Genomic DNA, 17,668 nt, shown 5'->3' with positions numbered 1-17,668 from the left:
TACCCGTTAAGCAGACAGGCGCTGGGGTGGTAGTGTGCGCTGTGCAACCAGCTCTCGGGGCGCAAGTTGCTGGTGTTCTTCCTGTTGTGTTACTTCCTTTTGCTCCACTTCCTCTTGCTCTATTGCCTGAAGCTGTGCTTCTGTCCACAGACGGGCAGATTGGGTTTGTGGATCGTGAGCATAGTCAGCTTCGCTAGATTCGCTTATTTCTGCTTGGTTAATCGCATTTAGCGCGTTGCTCTCAAATGCATTACTCTCAAACGCATTTTGTTGCTCTAAATACGCTTTACCAGCGGCTACGCCGATTTTGTGGTCATGCCTAAGATCGCTGTCGGTGCTGCCGAGAAGCTTACTGTGTAGCTTTTTACCAGCAAAAATCTGCACAATTTCCACGTCTGCTGGTGGATTGGCAATAAAGGCTAATTCTTGCTGATAGGCTTGCTCATGTTGCACCAAGTAATCAATGGTTTTTGGGCAGTAGCCCGCTTTACATACAACTGATCTGAGTTTGTGAACCCATGCCGATTGTGCCTGAAACTGTGCATCCGCAGTGCGAATAACCACAATTTTACGTGCACCACGCTTATAGGCTTCAATCACAGGTAAAGGGGCTGCTAGGCCGCCATCGAGATAAAAGTCTGCTTGCGGCGTACCTGACTTTTGCCCATTTGCTAGGTCTGAAGTTGACTCGTTCACTGCTTTCGCACCCGACTCATTGGCAGCTCTCGCGCCCAACCAGGGTGTAAGTTTAACCCCTTGCTTATATAAAAACGGTAGTGCGCTAGATGCCTTTAGCAACTCTCGCCATTGCTGGCTTTCACCCGTTGGGCTTAAAAAGTAGGGGTTACGATCTCGGGCATTAGTGGCGGTAATAAACAGCTCTCTTGTGCCTAAGCTGCGTTTAGCCGTTTCAAAATCAAGTATACGGTTTGCTTCAGTGGTCTTATCAAAGTACCAATCTAAATCCACTATGTGTTTACCCACTAGGCCTCTGCCTAAGTGAAAAAAACGCTTATGCCGTGATAGGCCACGTATCAACCGTTTGGCGTAACCTTTTTGTCTAGCTAGGTAGCTGGTGAGGTTTTGTGAGCCAGCCGAGGTGCCAAAAAACATATCGAATGGGTCATAGCCTTCTTCAAGCCAGGCATCAAGTACTCCTGCGGTGAATATCCCTCGCTGCCCGCCACCTTCTGCAATCAGCGCAAGCTTAGGCTGTGCTGCATTGTTCAAGGAAATGGCGTTATTTGAAGCTAGGGATTTCATGCTGACTTTCTCGCGTTAAGGTGGCAAATTCGGGTAGAAAATTTAATAACGCAATTCTAAACAAGGCAGCGGCTTTGAGATAATTGAAAGAATCAATCGCTCTGATTCATTCTCTCGAACGGTGAGGTAAGTTGCATAAAAGAAGGTAAGGGCTCGTTTTTTTGTCGCTATGTAGCCGTTTTTAAGCAAGCAGCTAACGAGCCTCTTGCTTTAAAATAGGCGCATGTTGCGCCTGAACGGCATAACTCGGCTAATCAAACCTTGGCGAATCGAACCTTGGCTAATCGAACACCTTATTAGATAAAATACCTGTGTTGACCATCTGTGTGAGAATTTCATGGCATTTGGTTTTAATAGTATCTCGCAGTAATCGGGCAGCCGGTGTAATGGATTGGCGACTTGGGAAGACTAACCAAAGCTCGGTTGGGGTCGGGGCGAAATCAGCCATCACAGGTACTACATTGCCGTTCAGTAAGTCTGTTGACATATCTAAACACGATTTCACAGCCAGCCCTTGGTCGGCAATGCACCAACGCCTGACTAAATCTCCGTCATTAGAGGCATGTTTACCCTTCATTTTGACTTTGTACTCACCGCTTTTATTGGAAAACACCCATACATCTTTGATGATGTCTTGCAGTTGATAAAAAAGACCATTGTGCGAGGCCAGATCGTGAGGGTGCGTTGGTGTGCCGTGGTTAGTTAAATACGTTTGCGTAGCGCACAGTATGCGCGGCACATTGCAAATTTTAAAGCCGTACATACTGGCATCATTGGGGGAACCGTAGCGTAAGGCTAAATCTACCGAGTCGCGGTAAAAGTCGATATTGCTGTCAGTAATATTGGCGCGAACACTCAACTTAGGGTAATTCTGCATGAACTCATTAAGCCAAGGCATCACCAAATTGCGCCCTAAATCAGACGACAAGCCTATGCGCAGCTCACCGTCAATAATATCTAAATCGCCTTTTACATTTTGTTTAGCCAGCTCCAAGGTTTGCATTGCGTTCTGGCAATGGGGAAGATAACGCTCGCCTGCCGCTGATAGGCGTAAGTGGCGAGTTGTACGCACAAATAAGTCCACGCCTAAGCTACTTTCAACCCTTTTTAAAGCCGCGCTTGCCGTGGCGGTTCGCATATCTAAACTGGCGGCTGCTGCAGTAATGCTGCGAAATTCAGCTACCTTTAGCACGACATTCAAGTCTTCTAATAACATTGGTGGGCCACTTATTGTCTAATAATATTTGATAATGTTTCAATTATTATGCTGTTTATCAGTGGTAAATCAAGGCCTATCATCTTCACATCAACTTTGCTTAACCACGACAAATATGTGAGGCCACAATATGAAAGCTATCGGATATACCAAATCGTTACCCGTTTCTAACCCTGAGTCATTGATTGATTTAGAGCTGACTCAACCCATCGCCAGCGGTCACGACTTGCTGGTAAAAGTAAAAAGTATTGCCGTTAACCCAGCAGATTACAAAGTACGTTTGGGCATGGCACCGGCAGAAGGTGAAAGTAAAGTCATTGGTTGGGACGCCGTTGGCGAAGTGGTTGCCACTGGTGAATCAGCCAATCATTTCGCCCCTGGTGACATCGTTTATTACGCAGGCGATATTACTCGCCAAGGCGCAAATGCCGAATACCAATTGGTAGATGAGCGCATTGTTGGATTTAAACCTAAGAGTTTATCTGACTCAGAAGCGGCAGCGCTGCCCCTAACCGCAATTACCGCGTGGGAAATTTTGTTCGAGCATTTAGCCATCAAACAAACAACTCCCGAATCAAAAGAAACGTCAGATGAGATTATTTTGGTAGTTGGTGCTGCGGGGGGCGTAGGTTCTATTTTAGTGCAAATAGCCAAAGCAGTAACAGGCGCTACCGTGATAGGTACCGCGTCACGTGAAAGCTCAAGTGCGTGGATTAAAAAATTAGGTGCTGATTATGTCATCGACCACAGCAAGCCCCTGAAGACGCAAATCGAAGCGTTGAATATTGGCGAGGTCACTCACGTGGCTAGCTTAAACAGCACAGATACCTACTTTGAAGCCTACACAGATTTACTCGCGCCGTTTGGCAAAATCGCCATGATTGACGACCCAGAGGCTCTGGATGTCACGAAACTGAAAATGAAGAGTTTGTCTTTGCATTGGGAATTTATGTTTGCCCGCTCCATGTTTAACGCCGCAGATATGCAAGAGCAAAGCGCGCTGCTTAACCGTGTGGCTGACCTAATTGACCAGGGCTACATTCAAACCACCGTGGGCCAGCATATGGGAACGATAAACGCTAAAAATCTACGCGCAGCTCATGCCGCCTTAGAGGCTGGAAGCGCTATCGGCAAGATTGTTTTAGAAGGCTTCTAAGCCGCCAAACTCCATACTTTTAATGATTTGAGTGCTATAGCCTAAAAACAGGGGTAGCACTTCCAATTGACGACTGAGGATATCTCATGAAAACAACTATTTTGAATAAATTCAAACCCATGATTGCGGTTTCTGCCACGTTAGCAAGCACACTTTTGGTGAGCCAAGCCCACGGTGAAACAAGCAAGGTCACAACCAACAAGATTGATGTCGTGGCTGAAATTACCAACACCCGCCCGGGAAATTTAACCATTACCCCAAACGGCCGTATGATTTTGTCGCAACAACCTCTTGATGCACCTGAGCTGCGTGTGGTGGAAGTGATGGCAAATGGCGAGTTACAGCCTTTTCCAACTCTTGACTGGGCAGACGGCCCTGAGAAAGGCGAGGTTGGGTTTGAATCTGTGATCGGTGTGCACACCACCACAGATGGGATCGTGTGGGTATTGGACATGGGCAGTGCTACTAGCCCGGCAAAATTGGTTGCATGGGACACCAACAGCAATCAATTGCACAAAATTATTCCTATCGATAAAAGCGCAACAGTGGATAATTCATTCTTGCAAGATTTCGCTATTGACGAGAAACGCCAGCAGATTTATATCGCCGATACCACGTTGGGAAATCTGTTTGGCGCAATTAAATCTGCTTTTGTAGTGGTTGATATAAAAACAGGTAAATCACGCCGTGTATTGCAAACTAACCCAAAACTAATGCCGCCCGAGCATACAGTCGTGGTTAATGGTTCTGTAATGGGGGCTAAGCGCGAAGACGGCAGTAAAGATCCTATCTATCTTGGCTTGAACCCCATCGCGATTGATGCACAGTACGACTGGGTCTACTTCGGTACAGTCAATGGCAGCGAGTTATTTCGTATCCCAGCTAGCGCGTTGGCTGATTCAGCGAATAATGATAACCAGTTGGATGCGAAAATAGAGTTTTACAGTAAAAAACGGCCGTCAGATGGGATTGTTATCGATACCGATGGCACTATCTACGCGGGTGACATTGAGAATTCATCTGTCACTAAAATCACCAGCACAGGCGTCGAGGTTATCGCCCAAGATAACACCATGTTGTCTTGGCCTGACGGATTCGCTATCGACAATGGCTGGCTGTACGTCACTCAAAACCAGTTACATCTCACGGCATCCTTGAATGAGGGTGAAGCGCAAGGAACTAAGCCATATAGAATCCTACGGATTAAGATTGATAAATAAATATTACTCATTGCGAGGCGGCTAGTGGTAAAGCCGCTCGTTAAAATAGCGCAGCGCGTGGCGAGATAGGGTACAGCTAGTCACTTAAAACTCGGCTATTTTGCGCTGCGCTAGTACTTCAAATTATTTCCAAGTGATTTTGAAAAGCAAAAACCAAAAAAGAGGTATACACCATGAGTAAACTAACGATATTGGCAAACATAGTAGCAAAACCAGACCAAGCAGAGTTCGTAAAAAGCGAGCTACTGAAGTTAATTGAGCTGACTCGCGCTGAAGAAGGATGCTTAGATTACAACTTGCATCAAGACAATGAAAATCCAGCGCATTTTATGTTTTACGAAAACTGGCAAAATCGCGCATCGTGGCAGCACCATATGGACGCAGATTACATGAAGGCATACGGTGAAGCGGTTGAAAACGCAGTAGAGTCATGGACCTTGAATGAAATGAGCCACATAGCCTAACGGTCATTATCTCACACAAGTAGCGCTTAATATAAGCGCGCACTTTTATCGTATTAAAAATAGCGTCAATCGAATTGGAGAGTCTTTATGTTACTCGACACCCCCATCTGTGACTTTGGCTACCAAGCACCCGAATTCACTCTGAAAACCGCAACAGGAAAGCCTTACACCCTAAGTGAGCAGTTGGGGGATAAAGGCTTATTGATTGCCTTTATCTGCAATCATTGCCCGTACGTACAACGTATCGCTGCGCGTCTTGCCAGTGATACCAAGTTACTGATGGACGAGGGTATAAATGTGCTGGCGATCATGTCTAACGACTACCACTACCTTGATGCTGACTCACCACAGAATATGCAGCGCTTCGGTGAACAACACCGATTCGCTTTTCCCTATTTGGTTGATGAAGACCAATCAGTAGGCAAACGTTATGGGGCCGTGTGCACGCCGGACTTCTTTGGATTCAATGCCAAAGGCGAGTTGCAATATCGCGGACGTTTAGACAATGCGCGCATGGGCAATGCCGATAACCGCGTACCAGAGCTGCTAAATGCGATGCGCCAAATTGCTAAAACCGGTCAAGGGCCAAGGCAACAAACGCCCAGCATGGGGTGCTCGATTAAGTGGCGCGATTAACCCGCTAACTGACCCAATCTGTTTAGCCCATCAATTTATTTTTTAACTAGCCTTGACGATAAGGCTGATTTTACTTCGGAGTGTCTACCATGACCTTTTTAACATCTAACTCCATTAAGCTGGGCGTTACCGACTTATCATTTCATCACATGACTGCCGCCTTGGTAACGCAAATCTTGCAGGATATGGGGTTTGAGGTGCAGCGGGAATATGCTCCTCATCAAGATAATTTTATTAATCTTAAGCAAGGCAAAATCGATTTACTCAGTTCCGCTTGGTTGCCCTCAAGTCACGGCATATACAAAGCCGATGTAGAAGAGGTTATTTCAGTGACCGAACTTGGCCTACATTATGAACCTTATGCGTTATGGGGCGTACCGGACTATGTCCCTGTGTCTGCTGTGAACGAGGTCAGTGATCTGCTAAAACCCGAAGTGATGGCCAGAATGCATAAGCATATACAGGGTATAAACCCAGGCGCAGGCATCACCCGTTTTTCAATCCAGATGATGCAAAAATACGGGTTAAGTGATGCAGGTTACACTTTCTCGCCAGGTACAGAAGACGCGTGTTTTGGTGCATTTGAGCAAGCGGTCAGCAATAAGCAATGGATAGTGGTCCCTCTATGGAAGCCACAGTTTTTACACCATAAATATACCATTCGCGAGCTTGTTGAGCCCAAAGGCCTGTTAGGCATAGTTGACAGGGCCGTGCTACTTATTCGTGATGATAAAAAGGCGCTGTTTAGCTCACAACAGTTAGCGCGTTTAGATACTTTGCGCTTCTCAAACGAGATCATTGCTCAGCTAGATTACAAGGTAAGCCGAGAAGGTGCGGCCATCGATAGTGTCGCTAATACTTGGTTGAAGACCAATGGCTTTTTAAATTAACTGCTGAATGTTTAATACCAATCCGCATTAATAAGTGACCGCCTCAGAATGCGTCCAGCGGTTTTTGATTAAGGCGTCGCTATGTAGTAATGGTTGTTCCCTTTCAAATAGTGAGAACGCAGAGCAAAAGCCGCTGGGGCATTCCTTGTAGGCGAGTTTTAAAAGGGCTTACACTGCGTTGGATGACTTCGAAAGAGAACAACTATTCATTCAGTCATGCGCCTTGTTTAAGCCCTTTTAAACTCTCGCTGAGTGATCACTTATTAACGTGGAATGGTATAATACCAATTTCAATAAATAATTAGTCATTCATCGAAAATTAATCTAGCTGAAGGTAAATAGCCGCGGTTCGCGGCTATTCGTATTCAAAATCGACAAAACTCGCTCGATGAATATCAACCACCTCCACTGATACGAAAACACTGTTTAATGCCAGTTCTTTTAACTGGGCTAACACCGCATTTGATATTTCGCTTTTTTGTTCGTCCGTGCGGCCACTTAGAATATGCGCTGAGACATGTAAAAAGTCTTTTTGTTTACCATGTAAACGAAAGCCACTGCGTTTTTCAGTTCTAAGCTTGATTGCTTCAGGTGGAAAATGACCACTGTTTTTCGCGCCTGCAAATACACTGTCCATTAATTTTTCTTCACTGATTTGCTGGTCAAGCGTGGCGCTATATTCGATAACAAAATTTGGCATATGAGGTTTCCCTTTTAACAATTAATGACGTGCTGCACTGTGCGCTCTACTTGCCGTAAACGGATTTTTATTGGCTTTGTTTTTCATTATAACGTTTTAGCCATTGCTGGCGCGCGGCTTGGCGCTCTGCGTTTGTCGGTGTGTTACCGTTAGCTAATTCAGTTGCTATTTCTTCAATGATTTTATCACGTTCAATGATCAACTTATCGGCGCTAGCAAATAAATCCTCAGCTTGTGGATAGGCGGCCTTGATGGCATCAATCCCTTGTAATTCATAATAAGCTTGCTCTACAGCATCGTTAAATTGACTGCGCTTGGCCTGAAAAATAACATAATCTCGAGCGCTGTCAGATTGAATGAAGTTGATGTCTTCTTGTGCAATGCCGGCTTTTTTGGCGAGCGCTAACGCACGGTCTAACCATTGTTCTATTGCTTTTTCATCATCTTGTTTTAGGGCTTGCTTTACACCTTCAACTAAATCGGATGCGGTGAGGATTTGCTCTCGGGTAATGACTGGCAGCATTGCAACGGGTTCATTGAGCGTTTCTTCTTGGTTTTGGCTTGTGAACCAAAAAGTTGCGCCAATAGCAATAATGATGGCTATAGCTATTAATATTTTCATGTCATTACCTTTGTGAGTTCGCACCTAACGTTGCGATTGAGTTTTTGATGTTCTTAGCAGCGTTATGTGAAGGTGTTGCGTAAAATTTCAAGCGGGTAGGGTAACATAAAAGCACAAAACCTTTTCTTGTGCTTCAATGATACAACCGGGGTCATTATGGGCAATAGACGCTTAGCGATTTTTGCCGTTTTGCCCATACGCTGCTCACTCCTTGACTACTCAGGACAGGGGGCGCCAGCGTTGGCCCAAAGTGTAACAAAGTCGGCGGTTTCTTTTGCTGAATAGGGCGCTGGTTCGCGGCCCTTTCCTGGGTCCCAGCCCCAATGTACAAGCTCATCTTCTTGTATGTGATGAGCCACTTCTTCAAGGGTGCGCCCACCATTTCGCGTAGGATCTTTAATTTGCTCACAAATCTGTTTTGAGCTTTGTTGCCACCAGAGCATTTCCACTGGGGCAAGCATCCATACGGGTGATCCCGGCGGGCCGTGAGGCTCGTCTGAATTACTGTGTGCATGGCAAGTGCTGCACATGACGGTCTCAACGCCAATACGGCTTTGTCCGCCTGAAATATTCATACCATGCACGCTGGTTTTGCCGTAACTTGGGCCTGACCAGCGGGGCAGGTTGTCGTCAGGTACATGGCAATTTGCGCAGCGCGGGTGAGAGAACACTTGATAAACCTTGCTCCACGCTTCAGCGGCCCTTGATTGGCTAATCTCGTCTGGTTGCACTGGGACACTTTGAGCAGTGGCGAAAAATGCAGGCATGAGTATAAGAGCAGCGGTTTTTAACAAAAATAGCTTTATTTTCATGATGTTGCTCCTACACAAATTGAATGTGTTTGTTAAATGGCATTTCACGCATGCGCAGGCCTGTTGCCGCAAATATTGCGTTGGCAAGCGCTGGGGCCGCAGGCGGCGTTCCTGGTTCGCCGATACCGCGAATACGTTCGCCATTTTCAAGTATTTTGGTATGTATAACAGGGGCCTGGTGCATACGGATCGCGTCATAATTGTGAAAATTAGTCTGCTGTACTTTACCGTCAAGCAAGGTAATTTCGCCCATCATGGCCCCGGCCAAACCAAAATTAACGGCTGAGATTAATTGCGCCTCAATATTCCGTGAGTCAATGGCAAGGCCTACATCGGCGGCAACATACACGTTTAAAATTTTGATCCCGCGGGGGGTATTGACCACCTCTACAATTTCCGCCACGGGCACGCCGAACGAGGTCACTAGCGCTACCCCTAAGCCATGATTTTCTGCAACGTCACTTCCCCAGTTAGCCATATTGGCAACCGCTTCAAGCACGTTTCTAGTAGGTTGATGGGTGATTAGGCTCAAGCGCATTTCAATAGGATCGGCGTTGGCTTCAATGGCTAATTCGTCGATCATGGACTCATTAAAAAAGCCGTTCTGTGAAGCCCCCACAGAGCGCCACGAACTCACCGGAATGCCCATTGGCACTCTATACCCAGTCACGCGGTAGTTTTCTATCGTGTAAGCTTGGTCCCATAAGGCCTGCACGATTGTGCTGTCTGGCCCCGGGAGCGACACTCCTAAGCGACCCATTTGCGATTCCATCACCGAAGGCGAGGAGACTTTCACATCCAAGGCAGTGATATTCTTGCCCTGGGTGACGCCTTCAAAGCGGGCCACGGCGAATGGCCTGTAGCTGTCATGGGTCATGTCTTCTTCTCGCGACCAGGTCACTTTTACTGGCGTGCCCTCAAGCTGTTTGGCGACCATAACCGCATAGACAATAAAATCCATTTCCAGACGCCGGCCAAAGCCACCGCCTAAATAAGTAGTGTGAATACGAATGTTCTGTGCCTCAATGCCTGACACTCTAGCGGCTTCAGACAGTGCATAAGTGGGCATTTGAGTACCAACCCACACATCAAGCTGGCCATCTTTCATGATAGCCGTGGCGTTCATGGGCTCCATAGTGGCGTGGGCCAATAACGGTGCACGGTACTCGCGATGTATTGTGGCATCGCCCGCTGCGCCAATTACGGCATCAACATCGCCGTCATCGCGGTTTTGACTGTCTTGGTGTTCTTCGTTAAACGCAGCAATGGCGGATTCAAACAGCTCATCTGTGCTTTGCGCATACTGTGTTTTGGCCCAGTCAAAATCAATTTTCTCGGCGGCTTTAAAGGCATACCAGGTATTGGTTGCCACCACTGCAGCGCCTACATCTGCCAAGGGTAAAATGGCTTTAACGCCTTTCATGTTTGCGGCGTTATTTGTATCAAATGCGTGACACTTTGCCCCCAGATGTGGGTTCACTTTTATGGTGGCGTAGAGCATATCTTTTTGCAGTACATCGATACCAAAGGTGGCGGTTCCTGTGCATTTTTCCACCATGTCGACTCTAGGAATTGGGCGGCCGAGTTGCTTCCACTCGCTTTTTGGCTTGAGTTTTACGTCATCAGGTAACTCAACGCTTGCCGCTAAACTGGCGAGCTCTGTATACGCAATGCGTTGGCCGTCTTTTGATATCACTTCGCCGTTGTCTGTACTTAGGGTGTTTTTAGCCACATTTAGCTTGGCACTTGCCGCTAACAGCAAGGCTTCTCTGGCTGTGGCGCCTGCCATACGCATTTTTTCAAATGCATCTACGGTCGATGAAGAGCCCCCCGTGACTTGTACACCGAAGAATTTTGCCGGTACATGCATAAAATCTCGCGCCATTTGGGCTGTACTGCTGGTGTCTTGGGGAGGAAAGGGCACCCCTTCTTCTAAAACAGCAGCGTTGTAATAGGCATTTGATGGTACGCCGTGTTCAATCCTGACGTTTTGCACGTCTATGTCTAATTCTTCTGCTACTAATGCGGCAAGTGTGGTTTTCACCCCTTGGCCCATTTCGGCGCGAGGCGCGATAATCGTTACGCCATTGGCATTAATTAACACGTAAGGTGTCAGGGCGGTCTCACCTTGCGCCAAGTTTTTTTCAAGAGGATTGGGGTAGGGCTGCTTGTACTTGTACACGCCAAATAACACACCGCCCGTGATGGCAGTTGAGCCTATAACAAAGGTGCGTCGGGTGATTTTGCCTAAGGTGCTCATGCGCTTTTCTCCCGAATATTTTGCGCAGCTGCTTTTATCGCAGCACGAATTCTAGGATAGGTACCACAGCGACATAAATTCGCTGACATGGCGTGATCAATGGCTTCATCATCAGGGTTGGGGTTCATTTGCAATAATGCGGCTGCCGACATAATTTGCCCAGGTTGACAATACCCGCACTGGGCAACTTGATGCTCTACCCAAGCTGCTTGTACTTCATGCATGGCATCGGGCGTGCCAAGGCCTTCTATGGTGGTTATAAGACCAGATACTTGCCCAACTGGCATAGAGCACGAGCGAGCGGGTTGGCCATTAATATGCACTGTACAGGCGCCGCACATTGCAATACCGCAACCGAATTTAGGGCCCGTTATGTTTAGCTCATCACGTAACACCCATAGAAGTGGCATCTCTTCGTCTACATCAACTTCGTGCTGTGTACCGTTTACGTTTATTTGCATGTGCGCGCCTTACTTTTACTTTGATATAGCTAGAGTAAAGTAACTTGTCGCAAAAAAGTAATCATATCTCGTTATTGACGTTAATCATGGATGGGCGGTAAGCACCTTCTGCGAAAAATGCGTAATTGAACAACAAATAGCGCCAATAGCAGGGAAGCTACGCCTATGTCTGGCGATAGCTCGTCAGAGAAATAGCGAAAATATCGGCGTGAAAAGAAGCAAAAATGTAAAGATGCGTTAAGAAAGATAAAGTTTGAGTAAAGCATTAACGCTGGGCAATGCCAGTCAGTTTATATTCAGTTTTCCAGCCTAATATCGCTATAAAACGAAAGCGTTATTAAGGAATCAAGATGAAAATACAATGGTTATTACCTTTTACTGTCAGCTTAATGGTTGCTCCTTTACTAGGTCATGCTCAACATCGAGACGAGCGTCAGGATCTGCGTTACGAACAACGTCAGAATCAGCAGCAGAACAAGCAGCAGAATAAACAACATAGTGCCCCTGTTGTTGTAAATAAAACAGTCGTGAATAAAACGGTTGTAAACAAAGCCGGCGTGAAAAATCATAAGGCGCATAAACGTGCGGTGTATAAAACGGGCGCGGTCGTGCAACGAGCACCTGCCAAAGGAGTGTCGCTACGTTTTGGTGGTTTGTCATTTATTTTTCATGACGGCCTGTATTACCGCCACTATAAGCAAGGCTATAAAGTGGTGCGTCCACCTGTTGGGCTAACCGTACGCTATTTACCGGCTGGTTATGAACGCATCGTTGCTAGAGGTCTAACATATTATTTCGCCCAGGGAATTTACTATGTGTTTGACGACGGCGCTTACCGTGTCATTAACGAACCTAGCGATACGCTCATCTATCAAGATGATGTCTACAACGCTGGGGGAAGCACTATCGTAGCGCACTCAGTTGAAAGCCAGCAGTATGCCAATCAAACGAGTGGTTTTGTACTAGGTAAAACTTATGGTTCACTTCCGCCAAGTGCGAAACTGGTGACAGTGAGCGGCCAGCAGTATTTTCAATACCGCAATATTTACTTTTTACCGCAATCGACAGGGGGGAATGTACGTTATTTGGCACTAAAGCTAAATTAAGGCGCTAAAGCTGAATCAAGCATTGGGCACATGACGTTAAGCACTTTTTACGCGGATTGTGCCCTTGCTTTGCTACTTTATACCATTGCTCGTTAACCAGTGCTCGTTAACCAGTGTTCAATCAGTAACCCATCAGCGATTAATCAGCAAAAGTTTCGCTGTTGTTTATCCTATTCCTGGGCTTTATTAGTGACAGTAATTGTTTAGCTGGATCGTTTTTGCTAGTTTCACGCCATTGAAAACAAATAGTCATGAAGAATCAATTTACTATGAAGCTTGCCGCTTTGATCCAGCCTCAAATCCATCACCAAATTGACGCCCAGTACCAAGCATTTTCAACCCTTGATGAAGCTCATCAGGTTACGCTGTTCATCTTGGCAGCGGTACACAAGCCGATTGGCGCAACAAAATTAGCGCAAGTGCTGGCCATTCTTCACAGCCGCGGTTTGCTAAGCGCCCCCAAAAAGGACTATTTGTTCACTAGCGAGCAAAAACAGCAGCTGACATCTAAAGGACTGCTCGTCAACAACCGTGAAGGTTTGCAACTCAACCCCTTGCTGAGCAACTGTTTAATTAAAATAATCGACCAACTGCCCACAGATGTTGCGTTAGCACCTGGGCAAACGTTACTTGAAATTATCATGGCCGCGGAGCAGGTAGTGCCTGTGGTAAACAGCTATAGCTGGCAAAACAAAGAAGCTGATAGAGCGCGGGTTATTCGAGATCTGTTTTATTTAAAGCAAACAGATCAGCTTGAAGAGGCGATGTCATTTCATAAAAATCCACAAATTATCGAGCATGATAAAAATAAAATATTGCTGGAGATACTGTTCTTACCTTTTGATTTAGAAACGTTTTTGCAACAACCGAAAGCTGTGCAATATCAGGCGTTTGCTTCCCTGCTAAGGTGCTTTCAAATTGAAGGACAAAGTTGTGCTTATCCAATTGAACTATTAGAGCGCGTTTGCGCTGCCAATGGGGATAAATCACAACCAACGTACAATATTGATTGCCATCATCTATTGGCAGAGCAATATTTGTATCAACTAAGGTTTGATGACTTTTTGCGCATACACGACCCACAGGATACGAGCAGCTACGGCTTACAATTGCAGGCAACACATTGCTTTTTAATTGGTCAAAACGCGCTGGCCATCGATTATTTTGAACAAGCTATGTTGGCAAAAAACAAGCTCACAAAACGTAAAAAACAATACTTAAATGAGCTTCTGGGTTACTTCTACAAATTGGCATTAATCGTACAGGCAAATCAGGATGATGTGAGTGCGTTCACCACCGCCTTGCAACAAGTGGAATATGAAGAAAGTGACCGTAAGGTTAACAGCGATTTTTATTATGTAGGGCAGGGCATTGTTAAGCCTATTATGTGTCTTTCTTCGGGGCAAAAATATGCCATCAATATTGAATACAATAGTGTTGATGATGAGCAAGATCATTTTGCGCATCAGATGTGTTATTTCAATTACTTTTTAGCGCAGCTTTGGTGCAACCAAAGTAAAGACCCTGCATTGGCCTCTTTAGCGTTAAAATATCAAGGGCATTTTATGCAGCTTGATTACCCCTTGTTTGCCGAATTATGTGCACAAATGGCGGCCGGTTTTGACCCTAAGCAGGTTGCCGAACCCCGCAGCTCAGCTGAATCAGCACAAACGTCACATTTAGTCGATATTACCCAGCTTATCGTTACTAAATCACAGTGGGATCTCGCCCTTGATAAACTCATAGCGCTTAATCCAAATGCAGAAAACGCTGACTCTGCGACCAGTGAAATAGCAGTCAAACCTGTGCGCTTAATCTGGGAATTTGAAGACACCTATGGTCATAGCCTTACGGCCCGTGAACAAAAATTGAATAAATCAGGCTGGAGCAAAGGGCGCGTTGTGTCACTCAAACGCTTAAAAGAACAGACCCACACGTTCGATTACCTAACCGATAGCGACAAAAAGCTCTGCAACGCTATTGAGGTGTTTCAAAATTGGGGCTACTACTCAAAGGCCGAGTATTTGTTGCAAGGGTTGCCAGCACTGCAAGCGGCTGTTGGCATAGATAATCTTTATAAAGCCGACGACATAACCCAGCACATAGAGATAGCCCAGCGTGAGCCCGAATTGCTGGTCAGTCAAATAGGTGACCAATTGTGTTTGAGTATTGCCGATTTACCCGATGCGATGGGCGAATATGACGCCCCGCAGGCTTACAATTTAAAGGCTGTTTCTGATAGCCAATATCAGCTCACCGTTTTTGATACGGATCATTTGAAAGTCGCTGAAATCATTGGCGAGGCAGGCTTGCTGATCCCCATCAGTGCGAAACAAAAAGCCCTTGAAGGTATTTCGGCCATTGCGCCATTTTTGAACATTCAATCTGAGATCACTGAACTCGATACTGGGTTAGAGAACCATGAATGCGACAAAAATTTGGTGGTAAATATTCAGCCAAATCAACAAGGTCTTACTTTTACCTGTGTGGTGATGCCGTTTTCAGAACAAGGCCCGGCATTTAAACCCGGGGTGGGTAATGCCAGTTTAACCACAGAGTTAAACGGCAAACGAATAGCAACCCAGCGCGATTTACTGCGCGAAGAAACCCTACTCGATCAGCTCGACCAAGCATGCCCTATGTTTTTGAATATGGCAGATAATGTTTTAGTGCTAGAGGATTTACAAACCGCACTGACCACATTAGAGCAACTCGAAACAGCCTATAATGCCAATCAATTTGACTTGGTTCTGCGTTGGCCGAAAGGCAAAAAAATGACCTTGTCGAAAACCCTAAGCAGTGAACACCTGCAACTGGCAGTGAGTCAAAAAAATGAATGGTTTGATATTACCGGCGACTTACAAATAGACAATGAACAAGTTATTGAGCTTCGTAAACTCTTAGAGCTGGTAAAAACTAGCAATGGTCGGTTTATCGCCCTTGGCGAAGAGCAAATACTCGCTCTGTCTGATGATTTACGCCATAAGCTTGAGGCAATCAACCAAGTCGCAGACGACGGCAAATTTCATCCCTTGGCGAGCTTGCAAATGGAAGAAGCTACCACTGGTATGCGCATGAAAACCATTCACGCCTGGGAGCAGCAAACTGAAAAAATGCATCAAGCAAATGCGCTTATGCCAAACATTCCGTCAACGTTCCAAGCCCAATTACGTGATTACCAGCTCGTCGGGTTTGACTGGGCATCTCGTCTTGCTCATTGGGGGGCGGGAGCGTGCTTAGCGGATGACATGGGGTTAGGTAAAACCCTTCAGGCCTTAGCTATTTTGTTATCGCGAGCGAACGAAGGGCCGAGCCTTGTTATCGCCCCTACATCTGTGTGTTTTAACTGGCAACAAGAAGCACTGAAATTTGCGCCTACTTTGATCATTAAGGTATTCGCTGACTCAACTAATACGATTGCCCGTGAAGTATTACTCAGTGAATTAGGCCCATTTGATTGTGTCATCATCAGCTACGGTTTATTGCAAAGAGAAAGTGAAATACTTAAAAAGGTGCAATGGCACTCAATAGTCGCCGATGAAGCCCAAGCACTTAAAAATCCATTGGCCAAACGAACCAAAGCCGCGTATGCCCTTAAAAGCGACTTTAAGATGATCACCACAGGCACTCCCATTGAGAACAATTTGACCGAGTTGTGGAGTCTATTTCGCTTTATCAACCCTGGGTTGCTGGGTAACATTAAACGCTTTGCACAGCGATTCTCGCTGCCAATCGAAAATGCGCAGGAAGACCCACTAGCGGCACGAAAGGCTAGCCAAGCCCTTAAAACACTTATTCAGCCCTTTATTTTACGGCGCATGAAAAACCAAGTGTTAACGGAATTACCATCACGAACTGAAATCAATATTCGGGTTGAAATGAGCTCTCAAGAACGTGATTTCTATGAAGCGCTGAGATTAAACGCCATAGACAATATTAACCAAAGTGGTCAACAGGCCAATGCGAGTGAGCAGCGCATTAGAATGCTTGCCGAATTAGTTAAATTGCGCCAAGCATGTTGTAACCCGAAATTGGTCATGGCAGAAACGACTATCCCCAGTGCTAAGCTAGCCGCCCTCGATGCGTTATTAGAAGAGCTGAAACTGAACAATCATAAAGCGCTTATATTTAGTCAGTTTGTTGGGCATTTACAATTGATTAAGCAACATCTAGAAGACAAAGGTTTTGATTATCAATATTTAGATGGTTCAACGCCGCAAAAGCAGCGGCAAGCAAGCGTTAACGCCTTCCAGCGCGGGCAGGGGGATATATTCTTAATCAGCTTAAAGGCTGGTGGCTCAGGTTTGAATTTAACCGCCGCAGACTACGTGATCCACATGGATCCTTGGTGGAACCCAGCAGTAGAAGAGCAAGCATCAGACCGAGCCCATCGGATCGGGCAACTGCGGCCAGTAACGATTTATCGACTGATTACCCAAAACACAATCGAGGAAAAGATTGTTGCGCTGCATAAGCAAAAACGTGACTTAGCAGACAATCTGTTAGCAGGAAACGAAGCATCGGCGAAGCTATCGGTAGACGATATGCTGAATTTACTGAAAGAAACGTTTTAAACAAAAACGTAAGACTTATCGAACAGGAATGGCCGCGTGCCGAGCATCGAGCACCGCGACCGCCCCCATACGCAGCAGCGAAACGGCTGCCGCAAGTCGCAACAATAAGCATTGATATTAGATTAATGTGGCCTGCAGCCAAGAACTCCTGAAGCCAAGTACTCCTGACGCCAAGTACTCCTAAAGCCTAGTATTGCTGCAGGGCTTGTGGCTCGCTGTTGAATGCTCCCGACAATCGCGGTGGCAAAGCGCGAGTGTCTAACTTTTTCGAGTTTTAGAACTTGCGCA

Annotated in this window: 14 protein-coding genes; 7 read left to right on the top strand and 7 right to left on the bottom strand. The window is 46.0% G+C overall.

Features of this window, described 5'->3' with window-relative positions:
• Nucleotides 1-6 precede the first annotated feature (6 nt).
• Together GCHA_RS20460 and GCHA_RS20455 are read right to left on the bottom strand one after the other, a co-directional pair.
• Nucleotides 7-1,263, bottom strand: coding sequence for a patatin-like phospholipase family protein (locus GCHA_RS20460; RefSeq protein WP_007991756.1), 1,257 nt, complete (start codon nucleotides 1,261-1,263; stop codon nucleotides 7-9).
• A gap of 280 nt (nucleotides 1,264-1,543) precedes the next feature.
• Nucleotides 1,544-2,479 carry a LysR family transcriptional regulator gene (locus tag GCHA_RS20455; RefSeq protein WP_007991754.1) on the bottom strand — a complete coding sequence of 312 codons (936 nt, stop codon included), beginning with the start codon at nucleotides 2,477-2,479 and terminating at the stop codon, nucleotides 1,544-1,546.
• A 130-nt stretch (nucleotides 2,480-2,609) separates the two neighbouring features.
• On the opposite strand from GCHA_RS20455, the gene GCHA_RS20450 reads away from it, so the two are divergent.
• The 5 genes from GCHA_RS20450 (at nucleotide 2,610) to GCHA_RS20430 (ending at nucleotide 6,845) form a co-directional block, all read left to right on the top strand.
• Complete coding sequence (locus tag GCHA_RS20450; protein WP_007991752.1) at nucleotides 2,610-3,635, top strand: zinc-binding alcohol dehydrogenase family protein; 1,026 nt, start codon at nucleotides 2,610-2,612, stop codon at nucleotides 3,633-3,635.
• An 86-nt stretch (nucleotides 3,636-3,721) separates the two neighbouring features.
• Complete coding sequence (locus GCHA_RS20445; protein WP_007991750.1) at nucleotides 3,722-4,855, top strand: L-dopachrome tautomerase-related protein; 1,134 nt, start codon at nucleotides 3,722-3,724, stop codon at nucleotides 4,853-4,855.
• Nucleotides 4,856-5,028: 173 nt separating this feature from the next.
• Nucleotides 5,029-5,319, top strand: a complete 291-nt coding sequence (locus tag GCHA_RS20440; RefSeq protein WP_007991748.1) for a putative quinol monooxygenase — start codon at nucleotides 5,029-5,031, stop codon at nucleotides 5,317-5,319.
• Nucleotides 5,320-5,406: 87 nt separating this feature from the next.
• The gene (locus GCHA_RS20435) at nucleotides 5,407-5,955 is read left to right on the top strand and encodes a thioredoxin family protein (protein ID WP_007991747.1); all 549 of its coding nucleotides are present in this window, start codon (nucleotides 5,407-5,409) and stop codon (nucleotides 5,953-5,955) included.
• A gap of 89 nt (nucleotides 5,956-6,044) precedes the next feature.
• The gene (locus GCHA_RS20430; RefSeq protein WP_007991745.1) at nucleotides 6,045-6,845 is read left to right on the top strand and encodes a glycine betaine ABC transporter substrate-binding protein; all 801 of its coding nucleotides are present in this window, start codon (nucleotides 6,045-6,047) and stop codon (nucleotides 6,843-6,845) included.
• 355 nt (nucleotides 6,846-7,200) lie between these two features.
• On the opposite strand, the gene GCHA_RS20425 is transcribed toward GCHA_RS20430, so the two are convergent.
• From GCHA_RS20425 to GCHA_RS20405, 5 genes are all read right to left on the bottom strand, one after another.
• Entirely contained in the window at nucleotides 7,201-7,545 is a 345-nt protein-coding gene (locus GCHA_RS20425) for a 5-carboxymethyl-2-hydroxymuconate Delta-isomerase (protein ID WP_007991743.1), read from the bottom strand.
• Between the two features lie 67 nt (nucleotides 7,546-7,612).
• Nucleotides 7,613-8,167 (bottom strand): hypothetical protein, encoded by a 555-nt coding sequence (locus GCHA_RS20420; protein ID WP_007991742.1) that lies wholly within the window; start codon nucleotides 8,165-8,167, stop codon nucleotides 7,613-7,615.
• Nucleotides 8,168-8,382: 215 nt separating this feature from the next.
• Complete coding sequence (locus GCHA_RS20415; protein ID WP_007991738.1) at nucleotides 8,383-8,979, bottom strand: hypothetical protein; 597 nt, start codon at nucleotides 8,977-8,979, stop codon at nucleotides 8,383-8,385.
• A 10-nt stretch (nucleotides 8,980-8,989) separates the two neighbouring features.
• The gene (locus tag GCHA_RS20410) at nucleotides 8,990-11,239 is read right to left on the bottom strand and encodes a xanthine dehydrogenase family protein molybdopterin-binding subunit (protein ID WP_007991736.1); all 2,250 of its coding nucleotides are present in this window, start codon (nucleotides 11,237-11,239) and stop codon (nucleotides 8,990-8,992) included.
• On the bottom strand, nucleotides 11,236-11,700 hold the full coding sequence (locus tag GCHA_RS20405) for a (2Fe-2S)-binding protein (RefSeq protein WP_007991735.1): 465 nt from the start codon (nucleotides 11,698-11,700) through the stop codon (nucleotides 11,236-11,238). Before GCHA_RS20405 ends, GCHA_RS20410 begins: the two co-directional genes overlap by 4 nt.
• 350 nt (nucleotides 11,701-12,050) lie before the next feature.
• Between GCHA_RS20405 and GCHA_RS20400 the strand changes: the two genes are divergently transcribed.
• The gene (locus GCHA_RS20400) at nucleotides 12,051-12,806 is read left to right on the top strand and encodes a DUF6515 family protein (RefSeq protein ID WP_007991734.1); all 756 of its coding nucleotides are present in this window, start codon (nucleotides 12,051-12,053) and stop codon (nucleotides 12,804-12,806) included.
• Nucleotides 12,807-13,075: 269 nt separating this feature from the next.
• Nucleotides 13,076-17,380, top strand: coding sequence for a DEAD/DEAH box helicase (locus GCHA_RS20395; protein WP_007991733.1), 4,305 nt, complete (start codon nucleotides 13,076-13,078; stop codon nucleotides 17,378-17,380).
• Nucleotides 17,381-17,668 lie beyond the last annotated feature (288 nt).

The sequence above is a fragment of the Paraglaciecola chathamensis S18K6 genome (assembly GCA_000314955.1).
Lineage (GTDB): Bacteria > Pseudomonadota > Gammaproteobacteria > Enterobacterales > Alteromonadaceae > Paraglaciecola > Paraglaciecola chathamensis.
The sequence above is the reverse complement of the archived record's forward strand: the minus strand, read 5'-3'. Positions and strand labels throughout refer to the sequence as shown.